Annotated in this window: 21 protein-coding genes; 12 read left to right on the top strand and 9 right to left on the bottom strand. The window is 74.2% G+C overall.

Translation table 11 applies throughout. From position 1 onward, the window contains the following. A complete protein-coding gene (locus AC2TEW_RS31475) occupies positions 1-1,248 on the top strand; it encodes an MFS transporter (protein ID WP_484626739.1) in 1,248 nt (415 codons plus the stop codon). Positions 1,249-1,856: 608 nt separating this feature from the next. After that, positions 1,857-5,066, top strand: coding sequence for an ATP-binding protein (locus AC2TEW_RS31470; protein WP_484626738.1), 3,210 nt, complete (start codon positions 1,857-1,859; stop codon positions 5,064-5,066). Positions 5,067-5,127: 61 nt separating this feature from the next. Here AC2TEW_RS31470 and AC2TEW_RS31465 read toward each other — a convergent pair whose 3' ends face one another. Next, entirely contained in the window at positions 5,128-6,492 is a 1,365-nt protein-coding gene (locus AC2TEW_RS31465; protein ID WP_484626737.1) for an aminotransferase family protein, read from the bottom strand. Positions 6,493-6,724: 232 nt separating this feature from the next. Here AC2TEW_RS31465 and AC2TEW_RS31460 point away from each other — a divergent pair, with 232 nt between their 5' ends. Both AC2TEW_RS31460 and AC2TEW_RS31455 read left to right on the top strand, forming a co-directional pair. Further along, the gene (locus AC2TEW_RS31460; protein ID WP_484626736.1) at positions 6,725-7,909 is read left to right on the top strand and encodes an LLM class flavin-dependent oxidoreductase; all 1,185 of its coding nucleotides are present in this window, start codon (positions 6,725-6,727) and stop codon (positions 7,907-7,909) included. An 82-nt stretch (positions 7,910-7,991) separates the two neighbouring features. Continuing rightward, on the top strand, positions 7,992-8,987 hold the full coding sequence (locus AC2TEW_RS31455; protein ID WP_484626735.1) for an alpha/beta fold hydrolase: 996 nt from the start codon (positions 7,992-7,994) through the stop codon (positions 8,985-8,987). Between the two features lie 101 nt (positions 8,988-9,088). On the opposite strand, the gene argJ is transcribed toward AC2TEW_RS31455, so the two are convergent. From argJ to AC2TEW_RS31430, 5 genes are all read right to left on the bottom strand, one after another. Further along, on the bottom strand, positions 9,089-10,270 hold the full coding sequence (gene argJ / locus AC2TEW_RS31450) for a bifunctional glutamate N-acetyltransferase/amino-acid acetyltransferase ArgJ (protein WP_484626734.1): 1,182 nt from the start codon (positions 10,268-10,270) through the stop codon (positions 9,089-9,091). Between the two features lie 218 nt (positions 10,271-10,488). Beyond that, entirely contained in the window at positions 10,489-11,463 is a 975-nt protein-coding gene (gene cs1, locus AC2TEW_RS31445; protein ID WP_484626733.1) for a clavaminate synthase Cs1, read from the bottom strand. Beyond that, positions 11,460-12,410 (bottom strand): agmatinase, encoded by a 951-nt coding sequence (gene speB, locus AC2TEW_RS31440; RefSeq protein WP_484626732.1) that lies wholly within the window; start codon positions 12,408-12,410, stop codon positions 11,460-11,462. The genes cs1 and speB overlap by 4 nt, the downstream gene beginning before the upstream one ends. Before the next feature lie 57 nt (positions 12,411-12,467). Further along, positions 12,468-13,997: an asparagine synthase-related protein gene (locus tag AC2TEW_RS31435; RefSeq protein ID WP_484626731.1), complete on the bottom strand. Its 1,530-nt coding sequence runs from the start codon at positions 13,995-13,997 to the stop codon at positions 12,468-12,470. A 2-nt stretch (positions 13,998-13,999) separates the two neighbouring features. Then, positions 14,000-15,715: a thiamine pyrophosphate-binding protein gene (locus AC2TEW_RS31430; protein ID WP_484626730.1), complete on the bottom strand. Its 1,716-nt coding sequence runs from the start codon at positions 15,713-15,715 to the stop codon at positions 14,000-14,002. Between the two features lie 570 nt (positions 15,716-16,285). On the opposite strand from AC2TEW_RS31430, the gene AC2TEW_RS31425 reads away from it, so the two are divergent. The 5 genes from AC2TEW_RS31425 to AC2TEW_RS31405 all read left to right on the top strand — a co-directional run bounded on the left by AC2TEW_RS31425 (position 16,286) and on the right by AC2TEW_RS31405 (position 22,288). Next, positions 16,286-17,305 carry an aldo/keto reductase gene (locus AC2TEW_RS31425; protein WP_484626729.1) on the top strand — a complete coding sequence of 340 codons (1,020 nt, stop codon included), beginning with the start codon at positions 16,286-16,288 and terminating at the stop codon, positions 17,303-17,305. 208 nt (positions 17,306-17,513) lie between these two features. Further along, positions 17,514-17,969, top strand: coding sequence for a nuclear transport factor 2 family protein (locus AC2TEW_RS31420; RefSeq protein WP_484626728.1), 456 nt, complete (start codon positions 17,514-17,516; stop codon positions 17,967-17,969). 97 nt (positions 17,970-18,066) lie between these two features. After that, positions 18,067-19,266 carry a PLP-dependent aminotransferase family protein gene (locus AC2TEW_RS31415; protein ID WP_484626727.1) on the top strand — a complete coding sequence of 400 codons (1,200 nt, stop codon included), beginning with the start codon at positions 18,067-18,069 and terminating at the stop codon, positions 19,264-19,266. 92 nt (positions 19,267-19,358) lie between these two features. Next, a complete protein-coding gene (locus AC2TEW_RS31410; protein WP_484626726.1) occupies positions 19,359-19,865 on the top strand; it encodes a flavin reductase family protein in 507 nt (168 codons plus the stop codon). A gap of 317 nt (positions 19,866-20,182) precedes the next feature. Continuing rightward, entirely contained in the window at positions 20,183-22,288 is a 2,106-nt protein-coding gene (locus tag AC2TEW_RS31405) for an MMPL family transporter (protein WP_484626725.1), read from the top strand. A gap of 54 nt (positions 22,289-22,342) precedes the next feature. Here the strand turns inward: AC2TEW_RS31405 and AC2TEW_RS31400 are convergent, their stop codons facing one another. Together AC2TEW_RS31400 and AC2TEW_RS31395 are read right to left on the bottom strand one after the other, a co-directional pair. Beyond that, positions 22,343-22,828, bottom strand: coding sequence for a GNAT family N-acetyltransferase (locus tag AC2TEW_RS31400; RefSeq protein ID WP_484626724.1), 486 nt, complete (start codon positions 22,826-22,828; stop codon positions 22,343-22,345). A 23-nt stretch (positions 22,829-22,851) separates the two neighbouring features. Next, positions 22,852-23,256: an ankyrin repeat domain-containing protein gene (locus tag AC2TEW_RS31395; RefSeq protein WP_484626723.1), complete on the bottom strand. Its 405-nt coding sequence runs from the start codon at positions 23,254-23,256 to the stop codon at positions 22,852-22,854. Positions 23,257-23,556: 300 nt separating this feature from the next. On the opposite strand from AC2TEW_RS31395, the gene AC2TEW_RS31390 reads away from it, so the two are divergent. The 3 genes from AC2TEW_RS31390 to AC2TEW_RS31380 all read left to right on the top strand — a co-directional run bounded on the left by AC2TEW_RS31390 (position 23,557) and on the right by AC2TEW_RS31380 (position 26,240). Beyond that, entirely contained in the window at positions 23,557-23,751 is a 195-nt protein-coding gene (locus AC2TEW_RS31390) for a hypothetical protein (protein WP_033817540.1), read from the top strand. A 119-nt stretch (positions 23,752-23,870) separates the two neighbouring features. Next, complete coding sequence (locus tag AC2TEW_RS31385) at positions 23,871-25,520, top strand: FtsK/SpoIIIE domain-containing protein (protein ID WP_484626722.1); 1,650 nt, start codon at positions 23,871-23,873, stop codon at positions 25,518-25,520. 345 nt (positions 25,521-25,865) lie between these two features. Next, positions 25,866-26,240: an RNA polymerase-binding protein RbpA gene (locus AC2TEW_RS31380; protein WP_033821386.1), complete on the top strand. Its 375-nt coding sequence runs from the start codon at positions 25,866-25,868 to the stop codon at positions 26,238-26,240. 132 nt (positions 26,241-26,372) lie between these two features. On the opposite strand, the gene fxsA is transcribed toward AC2TEW_RS31380, so the two are convergent. Continuing rightward, a complete protein-coding gene (fxsA, locus tag AC2TEW_RS31375; RefSeq protein ID WP_484626721.1) occupies positions 26,373-26,963 on the bottom strand; it encodes an FxsA family membrane protein in 591 nt (196 codons plus the stop codon). Positions 26,964-26,998 lie beyond the last annotated feature (35 nt).

Raw genomic sequence — 26,998 nt, 5'->3', positions numbered from 1 at the left:
GTGCCGGCCCGGCCGGCCGGGGCGCCGTGGGGGCTTCCCGGCCCGTTCTGGTGGCTCTGGGGCGGGACGCTGGTCACCTCCGCGGGCGGCTTCGTGGTGCCGTTCATGGCGATCTACCTCACCACGGTGCGCGGCTACTCGGTCTTCTTCACCGGGCTGACCCTGACCGTCTTCGGGGTGGGCAGCGGGATCGCCTCACTGTTCGGCGGCATCCTGGCGGACCGGGTCGGGCGGCGGGCGGTGCTGCTGGCCAGTGAGGTCCTCACCGTCACCGGCATGCTGGGGCTCGGCCTGACCGAGGGCCGGGCGCCGGTCCTGCTGTTCACCCTGACGGTGGGGGTGGGCCTGAACGCCACCCGCCCGGCGCGGGCGGCGGCCGTCGCGGACCTGGTCGCACCGGCAGACCTGCCACGGGCGTACTCGCTGATCTACTGGGCGACCAACCTGGGGTTCTCCGCGGCCGCCGTGACGGCGGGCCTCGCGGCCTCCCACGGCTTCCTGCTGCTGTTCCTGGTCAACGCGCTGGCCAATCTCCTCGCCGGGGTGGTGGTCTACCTGCGGGTGCCGGAGACCCGGCCGCGGCCGGGCCCGGGCCGGGCGGCGGACCCGGCCGCGGGGGCGGACCCGGCAGGAGCGGGGCCGGTGCGCCGGTCGCCGGCGTTCCCGGTCCTGCTGGGCACGGTGCTGCTGCTCGGGCTGCTCTTCCAGCAGCCGCTGGTGGTCCTGCCGTTGGCGATGACGGCGGACGGGCTGTCGCCCGCCGACTACGGCACGGCGATGATGATGAACGGCCTGGTCATCGCGGTGCTCCAGCTCCCGCTGACCCGGCTGGCGGGGCGGCTGCGGCCGGAGAACGCGCTGGCCGCCGCGACCCTGGTGACCGGCCTCGGGATGGGGCTGACCGCCCTCGTGCACGGCGTCGCCGGGTACGGGGCGAGCGTCGTGCTGTGGAGCCTCGGCGAGATCGTGGTCTGGCCGACCTGCATGGCCCTGGTGGCCGCGCTGTCGCCGCCGGGCCGTCAGGGCGGGTACCAGGGATGGTTCCTGTCGACCTGGAGCCTGTCGGTGGCGCTGGCGCCGGTGCTCAGCGGCCGGGTGGTCGAGTCCTCCGGCACCGCGCCGGTGTGGGCCGCCTGCCTGGGCCTGGCCGTGGTCTGCGCCGGCGGCCAGCTGCTGCTGGCCCGGCTGCGCGGGGACCGCCGGGCCGAGCCGGCGCCCGGCCGGGAGGAGGCCGCCACGGTCCCCTGACCGGACTCCCCCGTCCCCGCCGGCCTCCGCCGCGCCGTTGCCGCGACGGCCCGGCGGTCACTCCCGTGCCCGCGCGCGGTGCCGCGGCGCGGCCCTGTTCCCGTCACCCCGCGTAGCGGCCGGGGCGGGCCCGGATCCCTGTCCGATGGCGGGTGTTATGACCCCCCTCGTCCGGGGTAGCCTGGCAGCGTTCATGATTCACATGACAGTGACATGACCAGCCATGTGCTGTTCCGCCGCTTCCCACGCACGCGGATCACGGCTGGTCGCGCCAAGGGAGGCACCACCATTTCCACCCCACGCCGTCCTCGCCGCGCCACACCCAGACGCCTGGCCTGAAAGCGCCCGGCCAGCACCCCGTCGACGGCTCCCGCGCCCTCCCCAGCCCCCCAGCACCGCCGGCCCAGCAACCGTCGGTGACGGCAGGGAGCGGCCACCACACGGGACCGACGACCCTCCGAGGCCCCCGCCGTCCGTACCCCCGTACGGCGGGCCGCCGCGACATCCCCGGCCGTGTCCGGACATTACCTGAATCACGCCGTGACGCGGGCTCACCCCTGCGGCCACCGCGGATGCACCAGCTGTCTTGCTTGACGGGATGGGATGAGATGAGCCAAGTTGACCACGCCGCTGCCGATCTCGCCTTACGGAGCCCCGCGCCGATCCGGGTGCTGGGACAGATGTCGGTGCAGGCCGGCCGACGGGAACTGGACCTGGGCCCACCGAGGCAACGGGCGCTGCTGGCCCTCCTGCTGATCAACGCGGGCCGGGTGGTGTCGGTCTCCGGCATCGTCAACGCCATCTGGGGCTCCTCACCGCCCCAGGCGGTGGTCGGCACCCTCCAGTCGTACGTCTCGCGGCTGCGCAAGGCGATCGACAGCCACGCCCCCGTACCGCCCAAGGGCCGTCTGCTGGCGCTGCGTTACCAGGCCCCGGGCTACGTCCTGGAGGTCGACCGGGACTGCATCGACGCCAGCAGGTTCCAGTCCGCGGTCGAGTGCGGCCGCGAGCAGTTCGCCCGCGGCGACCTGGCCGCGGCCCGGAGCACCGCCGGCGACGCCCTCGGCCTGTGGCACGGCACCCCGTACGGGGAGCTGGCCGCGTACGACTTCGCCCAGCTGGAGTCCGCCCGGCTCGAACAGCTGCGCCTGGTCGGCCTGCAGACCTGGGCCGACGCGTGCCTCGGCCTCGGCCGCTACGACGAGGTGGTGCGCGAACTCGACGACGAGGTCCGGCGCAACCCGATGCTGGAACGCCTCGGCTGCCAGCTGATGCTGGCGCAGTACCACTGCGGCCAGCCCGCCGAGGCGCTGCTGACCTTCGAACGGATCCGGGCCCACCTCGCCGAGGAGCTCGGCGCCGACACCAGCAAGGAGCTCCAGGAGCTGCACGGCGCGATCCTGCGCCAGGACCTCGTCCACGCGGGACCGCCCGCCGCCCCCGCGGCCCGCCCCCGCCTGACCGTGGTGGCCGGCCTCGACACCCTGCGGCCGCCCGCCCCGGCGCCCGGACCGCCGCACCTCGTACCGGCCCAGGCACAGGGACCGGCACCGGCGGTCCGGCCGGCCCGTCAGCTGGTCGGCCGCGCCCGCGAACTGGAGACCCTGCGCACCCTCACCGCGCCGGGACGCCGCGGCCGGACCGTCCTGGTGATCGGCGAACAGGGTGTCGGCAAGACCCGGCTGCTCCAGGAGCTGGAGAGCGGACTGCCGGCCGCGGGCCTGGACGCCATCTGGGCACACTGCGCCGCCGGGCCCGAACTCCCGGACTACTGGCTGTGGAAGCGGGTCGTCCGCAAGCTCCGCCGCACCAGGTCCCACGAGCTCGGCTCGCTGCCCGAACCGGTGCTGGACGCACTCGACCTGGTGCGCCCGGACCGCTCCCCCGGCCCCGGCGGCGCCGAGACCACGCTCTCCCCCGCCCAGCACCTGGCCTTCCAGGACGCCGTCTGCCAGGCCCTGCTGACGGCCGCCCGCCGCCCGCTGGTGCTGTTCCTGGAGGACCTGCACCTCGCCGACACCCGCACCCTGGCCCTGCTGCAACTGCTCACCAAGGAGATCCGCGGCACCGACCTGCTGGTGGTGGCGACCGTCCGGGAGCACCGGCTCGCGCTGCGCCCCGAACTCCAGAGCGCGGTGGCCGACCTGCTCCAGGAGGTCGCCGCCGAGCACATGCACCTGAACGTGCTCTCGCTCGCCGAGACCAGGGCGTTGATCGACCGGACCGACGGCGAGCCGCTCTCCTGGGAGCTGGTGTCGGCCGCGCACCGCGCCACCGGCGGCAACCCGTACCTGCTCACCAAGTTGCGGCCGTCGGCCGGCGCCGCCGCGGACCCCGCCGAACTGACCGCCGCGATCTCGGTCGACCTGCGGCTGGTGCTGCGCTCGCGCCTGGCCGAGTGCCCGGAGGGCGTCACCCGGGTGCTGCAGACCTGCGCGGTGATCGGCCCGGCCGTGGACCGCCGGCTGCTCACCGACGTGCTGGCCGGGCTCGGCGAACCGCCGGGCCTGGTCAACGAGGCGCTGCACAGCGGACTGCTGACCCCGGACCCGGTCGACCCGCACGGCTTCCGGTTCGCCCAGGGCCTGGTACGGGACATGCTGCTGGCGGACCTCGACCCGGTCCACCGCGCCCGGCTGCACCACCGGGTGGCGGGCGCGCTGGCCGCCGGCGCGGTCGGCACGGCCCGCACCGACAGCGCCGGGACCATCGCCCACCACTGCGGCCGGGCCGCGCAGGAACTCGACCTGCGCGAGGCCGTGCAGCCCCTGGTGGGCCTCGGCGACCTAGCCGAGCGCCGGCTGCTGCACTCCGAGGCGTACGCCTGGCTGTCGCACGCCATCGACGTCCTGCGCGGCCAGCCCAGGGACCGGTCCGTCGCGGCCGAACTGGAGCTGCAGAAGCGGGTCGTCTGGCTGCTGTCGATGACCCTCGGGTACGGGTCGCCGGCGGTCGCGGATGCCTGCACCCGGGCGGAGGTGCTGCAGAAGACCCTCGACAACACCCGGCCGACCGCGCTGCTGGCCTCCCGCGTGATCATGCACCTGGCCGACGGCGACCTCCCCCGGGTGTCCGAACTGGTCGCCCTGCTCGAGGAGTTGGCCGAGCACGGCGGAGGTACCGAGGCCCGGACCGCCGCCTGCTACGGCAAGGGGGTGCTGCGCCACACCGCCGGCCGGCTGGCGGAGGCGGTCGCCGAACTGGAGTGCGGGCTCCCGCTGGTCGACGCACAGGGCGAGAAGGAGCGGCCGGACCGCTTCATGGGCCTGTCCCGCAGCGACCCCCGGATCAACTACCGGGTCCACCTGGCCGTCAGCCACGTCCTGCTGGGCGACCGGGCGGCCGCCGAACGCTACCGCGAGGAGCTGCTGCAGCTCTCCGAGTCCGACAGCTGCGACCGCCCGTGGGACCGCGCCTTCGCGCTCTACGCCGACGCGCTGCTGGCCGTGCTCGACGGGGACGTGGAACGGGCCTGGCAGGCCAGCACCGCAGGGGTCGACCTGACCGTGCGCTGCCAGCTCAGCCACTGGCAGTACATGCTCGCGGTCCTGCTCGGCTGGGCCGAGGTGCACCGCGGCCGCAGCGGCAGCGGGCTGCGGCGGATGCGCTGGGCACTGGACGCGGCGTCCCGCTCCGGCACGGTGTTCCGGCGGGCGCTGCACCTCGGTCTGCTGGCCGAGGCGGAGCAGCACGCCGGGATGCCGGAGCAGGCCCGTACCACGGTGGCGGCCATGGCCGACGAGATCGAACTGCGCGGCGAGGACGTGCTGCGGCGGCCGCAGTGGCCCTTCGCCGCGCTGCTCGCCGGGGCGCGGTAGGGCAGGTCCGGCGGCAGCGCGGCCGGGCCGCGCTGCCGCCGGGCACCGCCCGGCCGGCCGGTCAGCGCAGGTGTCCGCCGGGGTCCACCCGGGACAGCACCGACCGCAGGCCGTCGACGAGTTGGTCCGCGTCCTGCCGGGTGAACACCAGCGGCGGGTTGACCACCAGCGCGTACGGGTTGCTCCGCAGGATGATGCCGGCCTGCTCGCGCAGGGCGTCCGCCACCCCGGTGGTGCCGTGCGGCAGCGGTGTGCGGGCCTCCCGGTCGGCGGTCAGTTCGACGGCCAGCATCAGACCGACCCCGCGGACCTCGCCGACCACCGGAAGGTCCGTCAACTCCGCCAGCCGCTCGCGCAGATGGCCGCCGACGACGGTGGCGTTGGCGAGCAGCCCCTCGCGTTCGATGATGTCCAGGTTGGCCAGCGCGACGGCGCACGCGGTCGGGTGCCCGGTGTAGGTGTAGCCGGCCGGGAAGCCGTGCTCGCCGGTGACCGCGTCGGCGACCGGGTCGGTGACCAGCACGGCGCCGTGCGGGATGTACCCGGAGGTGAGGCCCTTGGCGGTGACCAGGAGGTCGGGCACCACCCCGAACTGCTCGCAGGCGAACCAGTGCCCGGTGCGGCCGTACCCGGTGATCACCTCGTCCAGGATCAGCAGGATGCCGTAGGAGCGCAGCAGTTCGGCGACGCGCGGCCAGTAGTCGGCGGGCGGGACGACCGCGCCGATGCCGCCCATCACCGGTTCGCCGATCATCGCGGCGATCCGCTCCGGGCCGATCCGCTCGATCGACTCGCGCAGTTCGGCCAGGCAGAACTCGGTGACGTCCGTCCCGGCGAACAGCTCCCGGCGGTACGGGTGCGGCGGGGTCAGGAAGTGCACGTTCGGCATGCTGGGGCCGAACCCGGTGTGGTAGACCGGGAATCCGGAGACGCCGCCGCTGCCGTAGCCGATGCCGTGGTAGCCCATGGTGCGCGCCAGGATCCAGGTGCGCTGCGGCTCGCCGCGCCGGTGGTGGTACAGCCGCGCCATCCGCAGCGCGATCTCGTTGCCCTCCGCGCCGCCGCTGGTGAAGTAGGTCCGGCGCAGCGGGTCCGGTGCCAGGCCGGCCAGCCGGGTGGCGAGTTCCACCGCGCGGTCGTTGCTGAGGGTGCCCCAGGTGTGGAAGTACTCCAGCCGGGTCATCTGGTCGGCGGCGGCCCGGGCGAGTTCGGCGCGGCCGTGGCCGACCTGGGTCACGCCGAGGACGGCGGAGGCGTCCAGGTAGGTGCGGCCGGTCTCGTCGGTGACCCGGCTGCCCCGGCCGGAGACCAGGACGGTGCGGTCCGTGCGGTGGGCCGGCAGCGTGGGGTGGATGAGCGTCGCGCGGTCCGCGGCCGCGAGCCCGGTGCCGGTCGCGCCGGGGGCGGTGCCAGTTGCTGGGTTCAAGGCGGGCTCCTTCGGGTCGGGTGAGGCCCGTCACCAGGCTGGCAGCGCCTCCTTGGCGCCCGTTGGACGTCCCGCTCCGCGCCGCCGTCCGGCGGGATCGGCGGGCCGCGGCCGGGGCGGGCCGGCCGACAGGCGGCGCGTCAAACGATTCGCAAGAAGCCGGTGCCACCGTCGACTCGCCCCTCCCCCGCAGCCGGCCGCGGCGTCGCGGCGCGGCACGAAAGGACCACCAGTGAAGTCCATCCTCTTCTACCTGCCGACCGTCGGCAGCCACGACCAGGTGCTCAAGGGCATGGCCGGGGTGAACCGGCAGAACTACCAGAACATGCTGTGGCAGCTCACCCAGCAGGCCAAGGCCGCCGACGAACTCGGCTACTGGGGGCTGTCGTTCACCGAGCACCACTTCCACGTCGAGGGCTTCGAGGTCTCCAACAACCCGATCATGCTGGGCCTGTACCTGGCCATGCAGACCAAGCACATCCGGGTCGGCCAGATGGCCAACGTGCTGCCGTTCCACAATCCGCTGCGGCTGGCCGAGGACCTGGCGATGCTCGACCACATGACCCGGGGGCGGACCTTCGTCGGGATCGCGCGCGGTTTCCAGAAGCGCTGGGCCGAGATCATGGGCCAGCCGTTCGGGGTCGGCGGGACGCTGTCCGACGCCGGCGCCAACGACGTGCGCAACCGGGCGCTGTTCGAGGAGCACTGGGAGATCCTGAAGAAGGCGTGGACCACCGAGACGTTCTCGCACGCGGGCGCCCAGTGGACGATCCCGCCGAAGGACCTGGAGTTCCCCTACGAGGCGGTGCGCAGCTTCGGCCGCGGCCTGGACGAGAACGGCGTGGTGCAGGAGGTCGGCATCGCCCCGAAGCCGTACCAGCACCCGCATCCGCCGGTGTTCCAGCCGTTCAGCTTCAGCGAGGACACCTTCCGGTTCTGTGCCCGGGAGGGTGTGGTGCCGATCCTGATGAACACCGACGACCGGATCGTGCGCCGCCTGATGGACCTCTACCAGGAGGAGGCGGAGGCGGCCGGGCACGGGCGGCTGCGGCGCGGCGAGCGGGTCGGGGTGATGAAGGACGTCCTGGTGGCCAGGGACGCCGACGAGGCGCACCACTGGGCGCAGCGCGGCGGCGGTTTCATCTTCGAGAACTGGTTCGGCCCGATGGGGTTCACCGAGAGCCTGCGCCACGTGGGTGAGACCGGCCCGATCGGTGCGGACTACCGGACCCTGGTCGAGCGGGGCCTCGAGTGGGTCGGCACCCCCGACGACATCAACCGCAAGATCGAGAAGCTGGTGACCCAGCACGACCCCGAGTACCTGCTGCAGTGCCAGTACTCCGGCCTGATCCCGCACGACGTGCAGATGCGCAGCCTGGAGCTCTGGGCGACCGAGATCGCGCCCAACTGGCTGTGAGCCCGGCGGCGGTCCGCCGCCCGGTACGACACCGACCGTCCGTCCGGCCCCCGCGGGGCCGTTCATCGCAGAGGAGAAGCCGGTGGACCACCGCGTCTTCGAACTGGACAGCCTCCCGCTGGCCGGCGGGGAGACCCTGCCGTCGGCCAGGATCGCCTACGCGGTCCACGGGGAACTCGACGCCGAGGGCCGCAACGCCGTGCTGTGCCCGTCCTTCTTCGGCGGCGACCACACCGCGTACGACTGGCTGATCGGCGACGGCAGACCGCTGGACACCGGCCGGTACTGCGTGGTCACCGTCGGCCTGTTCGGCAACGGTGCGTCGAGCTCGCCGAGCAACCATCCGCTGGGGGCGGCCTTCCCCCCGATCACCCCGCGGGACAACGTCAACGCCCAGTACCGGCTGCTCACCGAGGAGTTGGGGGTGACCGAGCTGGCGCTGGTGACCGGGTGGTCGATGGGTGCGGCGCACGCCTACCAGTGGGCGGTGTCGTACCCGGAGATGGTGCGCCGGATCGCGCCGGTCTGCGGGTCGGCGGTGACCAGTGAGCACAACCGGGTGTTCCTGGCGGCGCTGTCGGCCGCGCTGCGCGCCGACGGCGGCGGCGAGCGGGGCCGACGGGCCGCGGGCCGGGTCTTCGCCGGGTGGGCGGCCTCGCACCCGTTCTGGGCCGAGGGCGGCTACCGGGAGCTGGGCTTCGACTCCCGGGAGGCGTATCTCACCGGGTTCTGGGAGGAGTTCTTCGTCGCCGGGCCGTCCGCCGAGGATCTGCTGACCATGGTCGGGACCTGGGCGCTGGCCGATGTCGGGGCGACGCCCGGGTTCGGCGGCCGGGCGGAGGCCGCGCTGGGCTCGGTGACGGCCGAGGCCGTGCTGCTGCCGGGCGCCCGGGACCTGTGCTTCGCGGTGGAGGACGAGGCGAGGGCGGCCGCCCTGATGCCGCGGGCGGCGCTGCGGGTGATCCCGGGAGTGTGGGGCCATCTGGCCGGTGCGGGGGCGACCGCCGCGGACCGGGAGTTCATCGGCGACGCGATCGCGGCGCTGCTGGCCGGGCGGCCCGCGCCGGCCGGTGCCTGACACGGCGGGCCGGCGTCCGGCTGCGCGCTCGTACGGCTGCGCCCCCGGGAGGCTTCCCGGGGGCGCAGCCGTGCCAACCACCGGTTCGGCAGGCAGCGACGTCAGGTGGAGTAGTCGGCGTTGAGCCGGACGTAGCCCTCGGTGAGATCGCAGCCGTAGACGGTGAAGGAGCCGTCGGCGATGCCGAGGTCGATGCCGATGACCACCTCGCTGCCCTGCATCTGCTTGGCGACGGCGGCCCGCAGTTCGCCCTCGCCCTCGGCGCCGCGGCCGCCGGGCGGGTAGACCTCGACGTCGCCGAAGCGGATGGTGACCTTCTCCTGGTCGATGTCGGTGTCGTCGGCGCACTTGCCGATCGCCATCGCGACCCGGCCCCAGTTCGGGTCGCCGCCGTGCACGGCGGTCTTGACCAGCGGGGAGTTGACCACGGACTTGCCGATCCGCTTGGCCTGGGCGGTGTCGCGGGCGCCCGAGACCTGGACCTCGATCAGTTTGCCGGCGCCCTCGCCGTCGCTCGCGATGTCCTTGACCAGGGCGAGGGCCACCTCGTGCAGCGCCTGTTCGAAGGCGGCCGGGTCGACGGCGCCGGCCAGCCCGTTGGCGAACAGGGCCGCGGTGTCGCTGGTGGAGGTGTCGGTGTCGATGCTGACGGCGTTGAAGGTCCGGTCCATCACCCGGCGGAAGATCCGGTCCTGCTCCTCGGGGTCGAGCAGGGCGTCGGTGGCGAAGAAGGTCAGCAGGGTGGCCATGTCGGGCTCGATCATGCCGACGCCCTTGGCGATGCCGATCACCACGGCGTCGCCGACCCGGGCGCGGGCGGTCTTGGGCCGGGTGTCGGTGGTCATGATGGCCCGGGCGGCCCGGTCGAAGCCGCCCTCGGGGAGCGGGCCGGTGACCGTCCCGATGTGGTCGAGGATCCCGGCCATCGGGTACTGGCGGCCGATCACCCCGGTGGAGGCGATCAGCAGCTCGTCCTCGGCGAGGCCGAGCGCCCGTGCGGTGGCGGCGCGCACCTCGCGGGCGTTGGCCTCGCCCTGGGCGCCGGTGGCGACGTTGGCGTTGCGGGCCAGCACGACGACGCCCCGGGCGCTGCGGTCCGCGGCGGCGGCCCGGCTCAGGGTCACGCTGGGCCCGGCGAACCGGGAGCGGGTGAAGACCGCGCTCACCACCGCGGGTCCGGTGGAGAGCAGGACGGTGAAGTCGTCCCGCCCGTCGTCGCCCAGTCCGACCGGCGCGGTGTGCACCGCGAACCCCCGTGGCTCATCTGCTGCGATTTCGGTCATGGTCCATCGTCTCCCGAAAGGCCGAGTGCCCCGGCGTGCCGACACGCCGGGGCGGTGTCCGGTCGATCCCATCATGTGCCGCCTGCCGGGTCGAGTCCGCACCGGCCCGGAGCCCGTGCGACCGTCAATTCCCGTGTGCGGCAGGGCCTTACGGCCGAAGGGCCCGCAGGAGGCCGGCGAGCGGTCACTCCTGCGGGCCCGGCCCGGTGCCGCCGCGGTCAGGGGCGCGGGGTGAAGGCGACCACGTCGCCGGCCCGCTCGCCGCCGGACAGCTGGCCGCCGCGGTCGGTGCGGATGTACACCCGGTGCAGCCACCGGTCCTTGCCGTCCCAGCGCGGGGTGAACGGCGTACGGGCGTGGGTGGTGCGGAAGTTGTCGATGATCAGGACGTCCCCGGGGACCAGGTGCACCGCTTCGGTGACCTCGTCCAGCGCCTTGGAGAGCGCGCCGACCGCCTCGACGTCCCGGGGGTCCTCGGGCGCGAGCAGCTCGCGGTCGTAGCCGAGGTAGGGGTCGGCCGGGTCGCCGTAGAGCGGACGCACGTTGGCGATCGCCCCGGGGTCCTCCTCGCCGCCGCGGAAGGCCACGTCCACGCAGCAGGGCACGGGCCGGTCGTACAGGTGGGCCCGGTACTCGGCGGGCACCAGCGGCAGGGCCTTGCGGACCGAGCCGACCAGGGTGGCGGCCTTGCGCTCGTGGTCGGCCCGGGAGCAGGCCAGCATCACGTAGTTGGGCTGCAGCACGTGGTACGCCATCTCGGTGTGGAACTCCAGCAGCGTCTCGGAGGTCTCCGAGGACAGGTGGTGGGCGCCGGGCGAGGGGTACACGTCGTGGTACACGGTGGCGGAGCGCAGCTCCTGGTAGCCGGTGTGCAGGCCGAGCCGGCGGCCGACGATGCCGAGCATCGCCTCCATCACCAGCAGGGGGCGCTCGGCCGGCGCCGGGGTGCTGGTGGGGGTGGGCGGCAGGGTGTCGTCCGGCTCCACCGGCAGGCCGCGCAGCAGCAGGTACCCGTCGTTGCTGCCATGGGAGTTGAAGTCGTCCAGGGCCGCCGCCAGGGCGGCGGGCAGGTCGGTGGCGGCCGCGTGCGCGGCTTCGAGGAAGCCGGGCAGGTCCGCGCGCAGGACCCGGGGCAGCCGGGCGGCGAGGGCGCGCAGTTCGGCCGAGTGCTCGGAGCAGTCCAGGACGGTCACGGGGTGGTCCTCTCTCGGGTGTGGGCACGGGCGTACTGGTACAGGAGTTCGGCGCCGATCTCGGTGGCCAGGACGGAGGTGATGCCGCCGTGGTCGTACAGCGGCGAGACCTCCATGACGTCGAAGCCGACGGGCGACAGGTCCCCGACCCCGCGCAGCAGCGCCAGCACCTCGCGGGAGCTGGGCCCGCCGGGGGCGGGGGTGCCGGTGCCGGGGGCGAACGCCGGGTCGACGACGTCGATGTCGACCGAGACGTACACGGGTGCGTCCCCGACGCGTTCGCGCACCAGGCGCGCGGTCCCGGCGGGCCCGAGGTCGCAGAACTCGTCGGTGGTGACGATCCGCACGCCGTGGCCGCGGGCGTAGTCCAGTGAGTCGGGCTGCGGGTTGTGCCCCCTGATCCCGATCTGGACCATGCGCTGCGGGTCGACCAGCTTCTCCTCGATGGCGTGCCGGAACGGCGTGCCGTGGTGGAACTCGCCGCCGTAGAACGCCGGGTTGGTGTCGGAGTGGGCGTCCAGGTGCAGCACCGCGACCGGTCCGTGCTTGGCGGCGACGGCGCGCAGCGCGGCCAGCGTCAGCGAGTGGTCGCCGCCGAGCATCAGGAAGGCGGCGTTGTCGTCCAGCAGTGCGGTCAGCCGCTGCTGGGCGGTCTCCATCGCGATGTGCATGTTGAACGGGGTGAGGTCGATGTCGCCCGCGTCCACGCAGCTGATCAGGTCGAAGGTGCCCGGCCCGCGGTCGATGCCGACGCCGTGGATGAGCCCGGACTCGCCCCGGATCGCGCGGGGCCCGAAGCGGGCGCCCGGACGGTAGCTGGTGCCGCCGTCGTACGGTGCGCCGATGACCACGACGTCCCGGCCGTGCGGGTCGGGGTCGTGCGGCAGGCGCATGAACGTGGGGATCTGCGCGTAGCGGGGTGAGACCTTGATGTCGATGCGCTCCAAGCCTTCAGCGCTCCTTTCGGTGTCGGTTCGGTGGTCGACGCCCCCGGCCGCCGGGCGTCACCGGCGCGCCAGCGGTGCGTCGCGTCCCAGCCCGTCGGCGACCAGCTGGACGACCTCGGCGGCCGCCACCTCGTCCGGGTGCCGGCCGTCGACCACGACCCGGTCGAACAGCTGCTGGACGACCAGCTCCTTGGCGTGGTGGACGCGGTCCGCGGGCACCCCGGCGTCCGCGAGCAGGCGGCTGAAGGAGCTGGTGGTGCCGGACCCCTCGTGCACGCCGAGCTTGGGCCGGGTGACCGTCTCGTGCGGGAGCAGGTCCGCCATGGCCGCGCGCAGCACCCACTTGTCCTGGCCGTGCCGCCGTTTGAGCCCGGACTCCAGCGAGACCAGCAGGTCGAGCACCTCGCGGTCCCAGAACGGGTGGGTGGACCAGTGGCCGGCGATCCCGGACAGCACCGGCGTCATCTCGTTCAGGCCGTCGAAGGTGCCCATGTCGTGGGCGAGCGCGGTGTCCAGGGCCGGGAGCCGGTCCTCGCGGTGCATGCCGCCGAGCGGGATGTCCGCGCCGTAGCCGGTGAGGATGCGCCGGCCCGGTCCCTCCAGGCCCAGGTAGAGGGCGGTCAGCGGCAGCAGGTACTCGATGATGTCCGGGTCCAGCGACTCGGCGGCCCAGACCGCGTGCGGGAGGCGGCGCAGCAGGTCGTCGGTGTGGACGGTGATCTCCCGGTGGGCCGAGCCGAGGTGTTCGGCGACCACCCTGGCCTGCGGGAACTCGTCGGCCAGGTCGGTGCCCATCGACACGGTGTCGATCGGCCCGGACCGGTGGCCGGTGGCCAGCGCCGCGACGCTGGAGGAGTCGATGCCGCCGGAGAGCACCACCAGCGGGGTGTCCGGCCCGGTCCGGGCGCGGACCGCCCGGTCCAGCGCGCGCCGGACCGCCTCGGCCGCGTCCTGCTCCGGCATGATCCGGCGGGCCGGCGAGGGCGCCCAGGTGCGGTGGTCGGTGCAGCCCGCGGTGGCCACCTCGAGGTCCAGGACGGTGCCGGCCGGCACCTGGTGGGTGCCGGGCAGCCGGCGGACCCGGCGGGCGGCCGCGATCCGCCGTCCGACGGGGGCGGTGCGCAGCGCCTTCGCCTCGGTGGCGGCGAGGACCGTGCCGGGCACGGCGCTGACGTACAGCGGGACGGAGCCGGCGTGGTCGGTGGCGAGGACCGCCCGGCCCTCCCCGGCGACCAGGGCCGCGAAGCGCCCGTTGAGCAGCCGGAAGGCGTGCACGTCGTAGGTGTCGAAGAGGGCGAGCAGCAGGTCCGCGTCGGTGACCGGCCGGGAGCGCCCCGGGAGCAGGGTGAGCAGCTCGTCCTGGTTGTACAGCTCCCCGGCGAGCACCGCCGTGCGGCCCCGCGCGTGGGCGTGGGCGGCGTCGGGTGCGCCGGAGTGCAGCAGGACGGCGTCCAGGGTCAGGGCGCCGGGCCGCGCCCGCAGGGCGGCGCGGGATCCGGCGGCGGCGAAGTCCGCCTCGGGGGCCCGGCCGCCGCCGTGGCGGACGGCGGCCAGGAAGCCGGTGGCGGCGGGCAGTGTCCGCGCCATCGTCAGATGCTCAGCGCGCCGAAGCCGCCGGCCTGGAAGTCGTAGTTGACCGGTACCTCGATCAGGAACGGCCGGCCGAGTCCGGCACCCTTGCGCAGCGCGGCGAGCAGTTCCTCCCGGGTGGCCGCCTTGACGGCCTCCACGCCGTTGGCGCGGGCGAGTTCGGTGAAGTCGACGCCGGTGAACTTCACCGCCGGGTCGTGCGAGCGGTGGTGGCCGAGGTTCTGGTACAGCTCGATCAGGCCGTTGGTGTCGTTGTTGACGACGACGGTGACGATCGGCAGGTTGAGCCGGGCGATGGTCTCCAGGTCGGCGCTGTTGGAGTGGAAGCCGCCGTCGCCGGCGATCAGGAAGGTCGGCTGGCCGGGGCGGGCGAGCTGGGCGCCCATCGCCGCCGGGATGCCGTAGCCGAAGCTGGAGCAGCCGGCCGAGGTGAGGAAGCCGAACGGCTGGTCGGCGCGGGCGAACAGCACGCCGTAGTGCCGGAAGAAGCCGATGTCGGAGACGATGGTGCCCTCGCCCGGTTCGGCGGTCTCCGCCATCACGGTGTTCATCGAGTCGATGACCTGGTGGACCCGCATGCCGTCCTGGTAGTGCTCGGTGTCGGCGAGGAACTCGGCGATCCGCTCGCGCAGCGGCGTGATGTCGTGCGGGGTCTTCGCCGGGACGTCGGCGGTCTGCTCGTCCAGGTACTCCACGAAGGCGAGCACGTCGGTGACGACGTCGACGTCCGGCCGGTAGACCCGCGGGATCGGGTTGACGGTGGGCGACACCCGGACGGTGGTCTTGGCCCCGCCGCGCGCCCACATCGACGGGCGCAGGTCCTCCGCGTAGTCGTAGCCGACGGTGAGGACGACGTCGGCCGGGCCGAACAGGGTCTCCAGCGCCGGGAAGGACAGGATGCCGTCCATGTAGCCGGTGACGGCGCCGTAGTTCAGCTCGTGGCCGTGCGGCAGGACGCCCTTGGCGATGTAGGTGGTGATGACGGGGATGTTCAGCCGCTCGGCGAGGGCGCGGACCGCCGGGACGGCGCCGGAGCGGATCGCGGCGGCGCCGACCACCAGGACGGGGTGCTGCGCCGACGCGACCAGCTCCGCGGCCTGCCGGGCGGCGGCCTGCCAGCCGTCCTGCACCGCGCCGACCGGCTTGGCGGGGGTCCGGGCGGCGGGGTGGACCAGGGTGGTGTCGATGTCGCTGCCGAGCAGGTCGACGGGGAGCGAGATGAAGCTCGGGCCGACCGGCTCGGTCATCGCGGCGGCGACCGCGGAGTCCACCAGGTCGGTGATGTCGTCGGGGCGCTGGAGCTCGACCGCGTACTTGCTCATCGGGCGCATCACCGCGACCGAGTCGAGGCACTGGTGGGTGTCGTTGGGGAAGATGTCGTGCGACTCGGACTGGGCGGCCAGCGCGATCACCGGGGAGCGGTCGAGGACCGAGGTGGCGACGCCGGTCGACAGGTTGGTCATGCCGGGGCCCAGCGTGGCCCAGCATGCCTGCGGGCGGCCGGTGATCCGGGCCAGCACGTCGGCCGCCACCCCGGCGGTGAACTCGTGCCGGGTCAGCACGAAGTCGACACCGTCGACCTCGTCGAACAGGATCGAGGCGGCCTCCCGGCCGACCACGCCGAACACGGTCTGCACCCCGTGGTCGCGCAGCCGCTGCAGCAGCGCGTGGGCGGTCGTCGGGTTGGTGCTCGGGCTGGTGGACACGCGGGACATGGCAGCTCCTCGGCAACGGGATCTCGGTACGGCGCCGAAGACCCGGCGCCGGAACGCGGCGCGCCGCCGGGACTCGGCCGGCCGGCACGCTGCGCCTTCGACTCTGCGGCCCGGGCCTTGCAGGCACATGGACGATCGCCTTGAAGCTCCGGTGCGGGCCGCCGTCGGCGCCGGCCGACGGGTGGTCAGCGAATCGTCAAGCGCCCGGCAGGGCGGCCGTTGTGGGGGTCCGGCGGTGGCGGCTACGGTGCTGGGGCCGGTCTGCCGACCGGGCGCGGCCCGACAGACGGGTCCTGCCCGGTGCGCGGCTCCACCCGCCTGCGGCCGGAGGCTTCCCGGCCGCGCGCGAGGCACGGCGAGCCGGGCTCGGACTGCGGACACCGGGCCGCAGGCGGGTGGAGCCGTGCGCCGGTCCGACGGTGACCCACCGGCCGGGTCCCGGCCCGTGCGGCCGTCGGTGCCCGGCCCGCGCCCGGTACCGGGTCGGCCCACCCGGCGCCCGCCGCCGGCCCACGGCCCGCCGGGTCCGGGGCCCGGGTCCCCTTCTCATCCCTTCCACGGAGGTCAGCCATGCCGTCAGCCGTTCCCCCCGCCGTCCCCCCGTCCGCCGGCCTTCCGGTGCGTGAGCTGCGCGGTCTGCGCGTCCCGGCGCAGGGCCTGGGCTGCCTGCCGACGACCGTGTTCTACGGCCGGCCGGACGAGACCGAGGCGATCGCCACCATCCGGGCGGCCGTCGCGGCCGGCGTCACCCTGCTGGACACCGCCGACGTCCAGGGGCTGGGCGCCGGTGAGGAGTTGCTGGGCCGGGCGGTCGCGGGCCGCCGTGACGAGGTGGTGCTGGCGACCAAGTTCGGGATGGTCCGTTCGCCGGACGGCGCGTTCCTCGGGCTGCGGGGCGACCGGGCGTACGTCCGCGCCGCCTGTGAGCGCTCGCTGCGGCGGCTCGGGGTCGACCACATCGACCTCTACTACCAGCACTGGATCGACCCGGCCGTCCCGGTGGAGGAGACCGCGGCCGCCGTCGCCGAACTGGTCGCGGAGGGGAAGGTCCGCCATTTCGGCCTGTCCGAGCCGTCGGCCGCGAGCCTGCGGCGGGCCGACGCGGTGCACCCGGTGGCGGCGGTGCAGAGCGAGTGGAGCCTGTGGTCCCGTGATGTGGAGGCCGAGGTGGTGCCGGCCTGCCGGGAGCTGGGGATCGGCCTGGTGGCGTACGCGCCGCTCGGCCGCGGCTTCCTGACCGGTGCGATCCGCAGCACCGCGGACCTGGCCGCCGACGACTTCCGGCGTTCCCAGCCGCGGTTCAGCCCGGCCGGTCTGGCCGGGAACCAGCTGCTGCTGCGCCGGCTGCGGCCGGTCGCCGAGCGGCTCGGCCTGACGCTCGGCCAGTTGGCGCTGGCGTGGGTGCACCACCGGGGCGATGACGTGGTCGCCATCCCGGGCACCGGCCGCCGGGCGCACCTGGCCGAGAACCTGGCGGCGGCCGCGGTGGAGCTCACCGAGCAGGACCTGGCGGAGGTGGCCGAGGCCGCGGCCGTGCCGGTGCACGGCGAGCGGTACGCGCCGAACCTGCTGGCCATGACCGGGACCTGAGCCGCGGGCCCGGCCGGGGGGGGTGGAGCGGCGCTTGAGAAGCGCTGGACGGCCGGGCGCCAAGGATGGTCCAAGCCCGCGCTGCCACGGTGGGACGCGGCCCACGGCGGCCCGATCGACCGCCGCCGCGGCCGGGCCCGTCCTCCCGGCGGGCGCCATCCCCTCGGCGGGCCCAGGCCCGCGGGCAGAGACTCTCGGAGGACCCACCATGCCCTCGGCAGCGGCGGACATGACGGACGAACAGCGCAAGGCGCTCGTCACCGCCTATCTCAAGGCCTTCGACAACGGCGGCACCGGCCACGACGGCACCCAGGTGCTCGACTACTTCGCCGAGGACGCCGACTTCTTCTTCCCCAAGTGGGGCCTGGCGCACGGCAAACCGGCGATCGAGAAGATGTTCGGCGACCTCGGCGGTGCCATCAGGTCGGTCCAGCACCACTTCTGGACCTTCAACTGGATCCTCTCCGGGACGGACCTCCTCGCGGTGGAGGGCACCACCCACGGCGAGCACCGGGACGGCCCGTGGCGGGCCGGCCAGCCCGAGTGGGGCGCCGGCCGGTGGTGCGGCGTCTTCGAGGTCCGCGACTTCCGGATCCACCGCGCCTTCATCTACCTGGACCCCGACTACGCGGGCCGGGACACCGCCCGCTACCCCTGGCTCTGAGCCCGGACCAGCACCCCCGTACCCGGTATCCGCACCCCTCACCCCTCACCCCGTACCCCGCACCGCCACCCCGCCCGTACCCCGCCCGAGGAGCATCATGGACGTCCTGGCCGCCCTGGAACGCAAGCACAGCCTGAACCTGTTTCCGATCGAGAACCGGCTCTCGCCGAGAGCGGCCGCGGCGCTCGCCAGCGACGCGGTCAACCGCTACCCGTACTCCGAGACCGATGTCGCGGTCTACGGCGACGTCAGCGGCCTGAACGACGTGTACGACTACTGCGTCTCCCTCACCAAGGAGTTCTACGGCGCCCGGCACGCCTACGTGCAGTTCCTGTCCGGCCTGCACACCATGCACACCGTGCTCACCGCGGTGACGCCGCCCGGCGGGCGGGTGATGGTGCTGGCCCCCGACGACGGCGGCCACTACGCCACCGTGACGATCCTCCGCGGCTTCGGCTACCAGGTCGGGTTCGTGCCGTTCGACCGGCAGGCGCTGGAGATCGACTACGCCGCGCTGGCCGAGCGGACGGCCGAGCAGCGCGTCGACGTCATCTACCTGGACGCCTCCACGGTGCTGCGGATGCCCGACGCCCGGGCGCTGCGGGCGGCCGCCCCGGACGCGGTGCTCTGCCTGGACGCCTCGCACCTGCTCGGCCTGCTGCCCGCCGCGCCCGACACCCTGGTGCTCGACGGCGGCTTCGACAGCATCTCCGGCAGCACCCACAAGACGCTGCCCGGCCCGCAGAAGGGACTGCTGGTCACCAACAGCGACGCCATCGCCGAGCAGGTCGGCGCCCGGATCCCGTTCACCGCGTCCAGTTCCCACTCGGCGAGCGTCGGCAGCCTGGCGATCACCTTGGAGGAGCTGCTGCCGTACCGGGAGGAGTACCCGCGCCAGGTGATCGCCAACGCGCGTGAGCTGGGCCGGCAGCTGGCGGCGCGCGGCTTCGACGTGGCGGGCGGGAGGTTCGGCTTCACCGACACCCACCAGGTCTGGGTCCACCACCCCGAGGGCAACACCCCGCACGAGTGGGGGCGGCTGCTCACGGCGACCGACATCCGCACCACCACGGTGGTGCTGCCCAGCAGCGCCCGCTCCGGACTGCGGCTCGGCACCCAGGAGTTGACCCGCTGGGGGATGAAGGAGCACGACATGGCCACGGTGGCCGAGCTGCTGGAGCGGCTGCTGCTGCGCGGCGAGAAGTCCGCGTCGGTGGCCGCGGACGTCCAGGACCTCGCCCGGTCCTTCCCCGGGGTGGCGTTCGCCGGCCGGCCCGTGCCGCTGGCCGTGGCCTGACCCCTCGCGCGCACCCGCCGCGGGGACGCACCGCAGGTGCCACGGCCGTACGGCCCGTCCCCGCGGCGGCGCGGGACCGAAGGAGCGCAGCCATGCCCGACCCGACCCTGCGCGGAGCGCCGGTCCGCGCCGACCGCTTCCGCTCGGTGCTGAGCCACTACCCGACCGGGGTGGTGCTGGTCACCGCACCGGCGCGGGACCCGGCGCAGCCCCCGCCCGCGATGATCGTCGGAACCTTCACCTCGGTCTCGCTCGACCCGCGCCTGGTGGGCTTCCTGCCCGCCAAGTCCTCGACCAGCTGGCCGCGGATCCGCGCGGCCGGCCGGTTCTGCGTCAATGTGCTGGCCGCCGACCAGCAGCAGGTGTGCCGCGGCTTCGCGGCCCGCGACCCGGCCCGCTGGGAGGTGCCGTACCGGCTGACCCCGGCGGGCTGCCCCGCCCTGACCGACGCGCTCGCCTGGCTGGAGTGCGAGCCGGCGGGCGAGACGGACGCGGGCGACCACTGGTTCGTCACGGCCACCGTGCGGGACCTGGCGGTGCAGCGGACCGGGCCGCCGCTGGTCTTCCTGCGGGGCGGCTACGGCCGCTGCGTGCCGTGATCCTCGCGGCCGGCGCCGCCCCGCCGGCGTGTCGTCAGCCGCCGTCGTCCTCCTCGCTGCGGCTGCCCGCCCGGGCGGCGGCGAGGAACAGGACGAGGGCGGCGGCGGAGCCGCCGAGACCGATCAGCAACCAGAGCATGATCCTCCTTCTCCTGAGTTCTCGGCAGATCACCCGCCGGCCATGAGCCCGCGCCCGGACGGGGTCATTCGTGCCCGCCCGGCGCAGTGCCGGGCGGGCCGGGCTGCCGGGTCCCCGGGCCGGTGGCAGGCTGGACGAGCCGTTCGTCCGTGCCGCCCGACCCTCGTGGGGACAGCAGATGACTCCGTCCGGAAAGCTGGCCTCGCTCCCCTGCGGGCGCCGCAGCAAGTGGGTCGTGCTGGCCCTGTGGCTGATCCTGGTGGTGGTGGCCGGGCCGCTGGCCGGCAAGCTGATGGACGCCGAGGACAACGAGGCCTCCAGCTGGCTGCCGGGCAGCGCCGAGTCCACCCAGGTGCTGGACGAGCAGCGGACCTTCCAGCCGGTCGACACCGCGCAGGCCGTCGTCGTCTACCAGCGCACCGGCGGCATCACCCCCGCCGACCGGGCCGCGGCCGAGCGGGACGCCGTGCAGTTCGCCACCGTGCCGCACGTGGTCGGCAAGCCGGTCGGGCCCCAGCTGTCGGCCGACGGCCAGGCGATGCAGACCGTGGTGCCGGTCGCCGTCGGCAGCACCGGGTGGAACGACCTGCGCTCGGCCGTGGACGACATGCGGGCCATCGCCGCCGACGGCGCCGACGGGATGGTCACCCATGTCACCGGCCCGGCCGGGATCGGGGCGGACCAGGCGGCGGCGTTCGCCGGCATCGACGGCACCCTGCTGTTCGCCACCGTCGCGGTGGTGGTGATCCTGCTGCTGCTGACCTACCGCAGTCCGACGCTGTGGCTGCTTCCGCTGCTGTCGGCGGGCGTCGCGCTGTTCGTCGCCCAGGCGGTCATCTACCTGCTGGCGGAGCACGCCGGACTGACCGTCAACGCGCAGAGCGCCGGCATCCTGATCGTGCTGGTGCTCGGCGCGGGCACCGACTACGCCCTGCTGATCACCGCCAGGTACCGCGAGGAGCTGCGCCGCCACCAGGACCGGCACGAGGCGATGGCCTTCGCCCTGCACCGCGCCGGCCCGGCCATCCTGGCCAGCTCGGCGACGGTGGTGGCGTCGATGCTCTGCCTGCTGATCGCCGAGATGAACTCGACCCGCGGCCTCGGCCCGGTCTGCGCGATCGGCGTACTGGTGGCGCTGGCCGCCATGCTCACCCTGCTGCCGGCGCTGCTGGTGATCTGCGGCCGCTGGGTGTTCTGGCCGGTCAAGCCCGCGTACGGGACCGCGGAGCCGACCAGCACCGGGCGGTGGGCGCACGTCGGCGGCTGGATCGGGCGCCGGCCGCGCAAGGTCTGGATCGTCACCTCGCTGGCGCTGGGGGTGTGCTGCATCGGCCTGGTGTCGCTGAACGCCTCCGGGCTGTCCACCGCGGGCACCTTCACCGACAAGCCGGACTCGGTGGCGGGCCAGGAGGTGCTGGTCGCGCACTTCCCCGGCGGGACCGGCGCACCGCTGACGGTGATCAGCAACACCGTCCCGGCCGAGGCCGTGCGGGTGGCCGCCGCCACCACCCCGGGGATCTCGGCGACCACCCCGGTGGTCGTCCACGGCGATCTGGCGACCTTCCAGGCGGTGCTGGCCGACCCGCCGGACAGCCAGGCGGCGAAGGACACCGTCGACCGGGTCCGCACCTCGGTCCACGCGGTGCCGGGCGCCGATGCGAAGGTCGGCGGGAGCACCGCGATCGTGCTGGACGCCGGACGGGCCGCGTCCGCCGACAACCGGGCGATCATCCCGCTGGTGCTGGGGGTGGTGCTGGTGATCCTGGCGCTGCTGCTGCGGGCGGTGGTGGGGCCGCTGGTGCTGGTGGCGACGGTGGTGCTCTCGTACGCGGCGACGATGGGCATCAGCGCGTTCGTCTTCGCGCACGTCTTCCACTTCGACGGGCAGGACAACGCGTTCCCGCTGTTCGTGTTCGTGTTCCTGGTCGCGCTGGGGATCGACTACAACATCTTCCTGATGACCCGGGTCCGCGAGGAGGCCACCCACCGCGGCACCCGGGCGGGGGCGGTGGCGGGACTCGCCGCGACCGGCGGGGTGATCACCTCGGCCGGTCTGATCCTGGCCAGCACCTTCGCGGTGCTCGGCACCCTGCCGGTGGTGGGCTTCGCGGAGATCGGCTTCGCGGTGGCGCTGGGCGTCCTGCTGGACACCCTGGTGGTGCGGTCGGTCCTGGTCACCGCGCTCACCATCGACCTGGACCGGCACATGTGGTGGCCGAGTGCGCTCTCCCGGGCCGGGCGGCCGCCGGCCCCGGCCCCGCGGCCGGGCCTGGACCCGACCTGACCGACGGCCCGCGCCGGTCCCGGCCCGGGAGCCGCGCGGGCCGCCGACGGAGCGTCAGGAGGCGGCGTCCACCAGGGACTTGCCCATGCAGATGCTGTCCGGGTGGTCCTTGTAGTAGCCGAACTTGTCGATCGTCCGGTAGCCCTCGGAGGCGTACAGGGCGACCGCCTCGGGCTGCCTGTTCCCGGTCTCCAGCACCAGCCTGGTGCGGCCCGCCGCGACGGCGGCCAGCTCCAGGTGGCGCAGCACCCCGCGGGCGAGTCCGCGGCCGCGGGCGGTGGGCACCACGTACATCCGCTTGAGCTCGGCGTCGCCGGCGGCCAGGCCCTCCTCGTCGTTCTCGTTGACCCGCCAGCCGCCGCAGGCGACCGGCTCGTCGTCGAGGTAGACGACCACGAACAGGCCGTACGGCGGGTCGAAGTGGTCGGGGTGGATCGAGGTCTGGTCCATGTCGCCGTAGCGGCGGACGTACTCCTGCTGGACCTCGGCCGACAGCTTCGCGGCGTCCGGGTGGCCGAAGCCGGTGGTGCGAATCTCCATGGCAGCCAGCCTACGGGCGCGGGTCAGCGGTTCTCGAAGCGGGCCGCCAGGTCCTCCTTGCCGAACATCCGGGCGGTGTCCAGGGCGGAGGGGGTGCCCGCCTTCGGGTCGGCGCCGCCGGCCAGCAGGGCGTCGATGACGGCGGGCTCCCCCTTGAAGACGGCGCCGGCCAGCGGGGTCTGGCCGCGGTCGTTGACCCGGTCGGGGTCGGCGCCGTGCGCGATCAGCGTCCGAACGCTCTCGGCGTGGCCGTGGTACGCGGCCAGCATGACCAGGGTGTCGCCGCGGTCGTTGGCGAGGTCGGCGGGGGCGCCGGCGTCGAGGTAGGCGGCCAGCAGGGCGTGGTCGCCGGCGCGGGCGGCGTCGAACAGCCTGCCCGCCAGCGCGATGACGTCGGCGTCGGGCTGCTGCGGTGCGGAGTCGGTCATGGCGGACCTTTCGTGGAGACCGGCGGACGGTGCGCGTGGGGCTGCACAGGCACCGTAGCGGACGGCATCGGGGTGGATGTCAACGCGTCCGTTCGGGCGAATTTCGACAGGGCGGGGAGCGCCGCGCGGCAGGGCGGGGACGCCTGTTGCGCGGCCGGGCGGTGCAGGACGTACACAGCCGACCGGCCCGGACCGGCAAGATCCACCCATTTGCCACGTTCCATCATCTATTACTTTTTGTCACGATTAGGGCACTTTCTGTAACACCTGTCCCCCGCCACCTCTCCGAGGAGCAGACCCGTGATCCTCTCCATCTCCGGCATCGTCCTGTTCGGCACCATCGCCTTCCTCTTCTTCCGCCGGGACGGGCTGAAGATCTCCCATGCGCTGGTGTGCGCGCTCCTCGGCTTCTACATCGCCGGCTCCTCGATCGCCCCGAGCATCCAGGCCGGCGGCGCCAGCCTGGCCAGCCTCATCGGCGGCCTGAAGTTCTGAGCCCCCGCTCGACCCGACGGCCCGGCGCGGATCCCACCGCCCCGGGCCGTCCCCCGACCGCCGCCCGCACCGGCCGCCGTCCCGCCACCAGCCGTCCCACCCGCCCGGGGAGTCCCGCCATGTCCCTCACCCGCCACCTCAGCCGGGGTCGCGACTTCGCCCGCACGGCCGGCGACCACGCCGCCGACATGTTCGCCCCGCTCGCCCTGATCGGGCGCGGGCTGCGCCGCCACGCCGACTGGGCCAAGGGCCGCTGGGCGGCCACGCCCAAGGAGCGCCGGGGGCCGACGCTGTTCCTCACCCTGGCGGCGCTGATCGGCACCGCGCTGCTGCCGCACGGGCCGCTGTTCGCCGTGGTGGCGCTGATGGCCAGCGCCGCCTGGGTCGGCCGGCAGCCGAAGGCCGCCGCCGAGCCGGCCCCGGACGTCGCCGCCGTCAAGCTCGCCGCGCTCTACGCCGCGCTGACCCCGTACCTGGCCGGACCGGAGGAGCTGGGGTCGCCCTACCGCCCCGACGGCGAACTCAAGGACGTCTTCCACGGCTGGGAGTTCGACCCGCTGGGCCGGCTGACCTCGCTGGAGCTGTCCTACCCGGTCTGGTTCACCGACACCGAGCCGGCCGCCCGGGCCCGGATCGAGCAGGTGCTGCAGGGCAAGGCCGGACGGGGCCGGGAGTACCGCTTCGACTGGGACGAGGAGTCCAACCGGCTGCGGCTCACCGCGCTCGCGCCGCTGTCCACCGGGATCACGGCGCAGCCCTTCGTCACCTCCCCGGGCGAGATCGTGCTCGGGTTCACCGACAGCGACGGCAGCCACCGCACCATCCCGGTGGTCCAGGACGGCGTGACCGCCCAGCAGCCGCCGGTGGTCTGGCGGACCGGCCCGCGCTCGGCCGAACCGCACCTGCTGATCCTCGGCGGGGCCGGCACCGGCACCTCCTCGCTGCTGCGCTCGGTCGCCCTGCAGGCCCTGCCGTACGGCGACCTGGTGGTGATCGACGGGGCCGGCACCGGCGAACACGCCTGCCTGGTCAACCGGCCCGGCGTGCACACCGTGGAGACCAGCCTGCACGGTGCGCTGGCGGCGCTGGAGTGGGTGGCCAAGGAGACCGAGCGCCGGCTGACCGTGCTGAACGCCGCCCGGCACCACGGCATCGCGGCGCCCGAGGACGCCACCCGGCCGCTGTGGCTGATGCTCGACCACCCGACCGAGCTGTCCGAGCTGGCCCAGGCCGAGGGCCGGACCGACCCGCAGGACCTGCTGGAGACGCCGCTGCGGCACGGCCGGGCGGCGCGGGTGACGGTGGTGTTCGCGGACGACGTCGAGGCCAGGGACCGGGTCTCCGCCACCGTGCGCTCGACCTGCCGGGCCCGGGTGGTGCTCGGCCCGACCACCCCGGAGGCGGCCGCCGCCGCGCTCGGCGCGCCGCTGGACATCGCGCCCGCCGCCCGGACCCCGGTCGGCCGCGGCTACGCCCGGGTGGGTGCGGCCGCGCCGGTGCGCCTCCAGGTGCCCGCCACCGTGGACCCGCTGGACGAGGAGGTCTCGCCGCAGCTGCGGGACGCGGTGATCGCGCTGCTCCCGCACCGGGACACCCGGATCGAGGCGCCCGCGCCGTCCGCCGCCCCGGCCGCTCCCCCGGTGCCCGGCCACGCGCCCGCCGTGGCGGCGGACGGGCAGCCGGCCGACCCCGCGGCGGCCCCGCCGGCGCCGGCCGTGGTCGAGCTGGCCAAGGAGCCGCAGGCGGTCCGGCCGGACCCGGTGTGGTGAGTGACCGCCGAGGCGGCGGACGGGGCCGGCGGACGGGGCCGGCGGGCGGGGCCGGCCGGCGCGGCTCGACCCGCTCCGGACGTCATGACCAAGCGAGCATCAAGGACATGACGATAGGGTGTCCCGACGCCGATTCGACGGTCGCAATGTGCACAAGATCTGACACACAGGGTGATATCACCGCTGAGATGTGACAAATCGGGCGGCGATGGGTACAAACAGGGGCGGCACGACAGGCGACGCCCGTCCCGGGACGGGAATCTTCGTCGGCGGCCGAGCGTTGGACCGAACGACGAAGACAGCGACCACTAGTCCTGTGGGCCAGAAGCCCGGGAGGCACGATTCATGAGCGAGCGAGCTCTCCGCGGCACGCGACTCGGGGCGACCAGCTACGAGACCGACCGCGGCATCGACCTGGCTCCCCGCCAGACCGTCGAGTATGCATGTCAGAACGGACACCGGTTCGAGGTTCCCTTCTCCGTCGAGGCGGAGATCCCCTCGGTGTGGGAGTGCCGGTTCTGCGGCCAGGAGGCCATGCTGCTGGACGGCGATGAGCCGGAGGAGAAGAAGGTCAAGCCGACGCGTACCCATTGGGACATGCTGATGGAGCGTCGGACCAGGGAGGAGCTGGAGGAGGTGCTGGCCGAACGGCTGGCGGTCCTCAGGTCCGGCGGGATGAATCTCGCGATCCACCCGCGTGACACCCGCAAGAGCGCATAGCGGTACCGCACACCAGGAAGGGCCCCGGGCGATCTGCCCGGGGCCCTTCCTCATGCTCCTCATGCTCCTCGTGTCCTCATGCTCCTCGTGCGCTCGGTGATCGTGCCCGGACGGGCTCGGTGCCGGAGGGACTCAGTGGGTGAGCGGCGGGCGGTACGCGGTGTCGGGGCCACCGCTGCCCGGGGCGGGCGGGTCGACCACCTCGCCCTGGATCACCTTGCCGTCGGGCCGGTGGATCCGCAGCTGCTCCTGCAGCCGCAACGCGTCCGCGAAGCGGTCCGCCCCCACCGGAGCGGTGGAGTGCAGCGCCCGGCCGGCCAGCCGGCGGCCCAGCGCCCGCCACAGCGCGCGGGTCGGCGGGAACAGCAGGCTCAGGCCGAGCAGGTCGGACAGGAAGCCGGGCAGCATCAGCAGGACGCCCGCCAGCACGGTCATGCTGGTGCCGGTCTGCGGCTGCTCCGAGCGGGGGTTCTTGGTCTGCTCGACGGCGGCCGCGAACGCCCGGCGGCCGGCCCGCTTGATCAGCGAGCCGCCCGCGAACATCCCGGCGATCAGCAGCAGCAGGACCGCGGGCCAGCTCAGCACCCCGGCCACCACGGTCAGCAGCCAGATCTCCAGCACCAGCCAGGCGGCGACGGCGAGCGGCAGGAAACGCCGCACTCGGCCCCGCGGGGCCGGGCGGACCTGGTCAGTTGTCTGGGCCACGGTACGAATCCACTCCATCGCGGTGCTCCTCGCACCGCCGGCGGACTCCGGCC

This window comes from Kitasatospora sp. NEAU-CNBT7 (assembly GCF_057220535.1).
This window is presented reverse-complemented; position numbering and strand designations above follow the sequence as displayed.

Excerpts from the sequence above, each read along its gene's own strand:
- AC2TEW_RS31420 (WP_484626728.1), top strand. The coding sequence starts at position 17,514 with ATGCCCTCGGCAGCGGCGGACATGACGGACGAACAGCGCAAGGCGCTC.
- AC2TEW_RS31435 (WP_484626731.1), bottom strand. The coding sequence starts at position 13,997 with ATGGCGCGGACACTGCCCGCCGCCACCGGCTTCCTGGCCGCCGTCCGC.
- AC2TEW_RS31410 (WP_484626726.1), top strand. The coding sequence starts at position 19,359 with ATGCCCGACCCGACCCTGCGCGGAGCGCCGGTCCGCGCCGACCGCTTC.
- AC2TEW_RS31400 (WP_484626724.1), bottom strand. The coding sequence starts at position 22,828 with ATGGAGATTCGCACCACCGGCTTCGGCCACCCGGACGCCGCGAAGCTG.
- AC2TEW_RS31430 (WP_484626730.1), bottom strand. The coding sequence starts at position 15,715 with ATGTCCCGCGTGTCCACCAGCCCGAGCACCAACCCGACGACCGCCCAC.
- argJ (WP_484626734.1), bottom strand. The coding sequence starts at position 10,270 with ATGACCGAAATCGCAGCAGATGAGCCACGGGGGTTCGCGGTGCACACC.
- fxsA (WP_484626721.1), bottom strand. The coding sequence starts at position 26,963 with ATGGAGTGGATTCGTACCGTGGCCCAGACAACTGACCAGGTCCGCCCG.
- AC2TEW_RS31395 (WP_484626723.1), bottom strand. The coding sequence starts at position 23,256 with ATGACCGACTCCGCACCGCAGCAGCCCGACGCCGACGTCATCGCGCTG.
- AC2TEW_RS31470 (WP_484626738.1), top strand. The coding sequence starts at position 1,857 with ATGAGCCAAGTTGACCACGCCGCTGCCGATCTCGCCTTACGGAGCCCC.
- AC2TEW_RS31380 (WP_033821386.1), top strand. The coding sequence starts at position 25,866 with ATGAGCGAGCGAGCTCTCCGCGGCACGCGACTCGGGGCGACCAGCTAC.
- AC2TEW_RS31415 (WP_484626727.1), top strand. The coding sequence starts at position 18,067 with ATGGACGTCCTGGCCGCCCTGGAACGCAAGCACAGCCTGAACCTGTTT.
- AC2TEW_RS31425 (WP_484626729.1), top strand. The coding sequence starts at position 16,286 with ATGCCGTCAGCCGTTCCCCCCGCCGTCCCCCCGTCCGCCGGCCTTCCG.
- AC2TEW_RS31385 (WP_484626722.1), top strand. The coding sequence starts at position 23,871 with ATGTCCCTCACCCGCCACCTCAGCCGGGGTCGCGACTTCGCCCGCACG.
- AC2TEW_RS31405 (WP_484626725.1), top strand. The coding sequence starts at position 20,183 with ATGACTCCGTCCGGAAAGCTGGCCTCGCTCCCCTGCGGGCGCCGCAGC.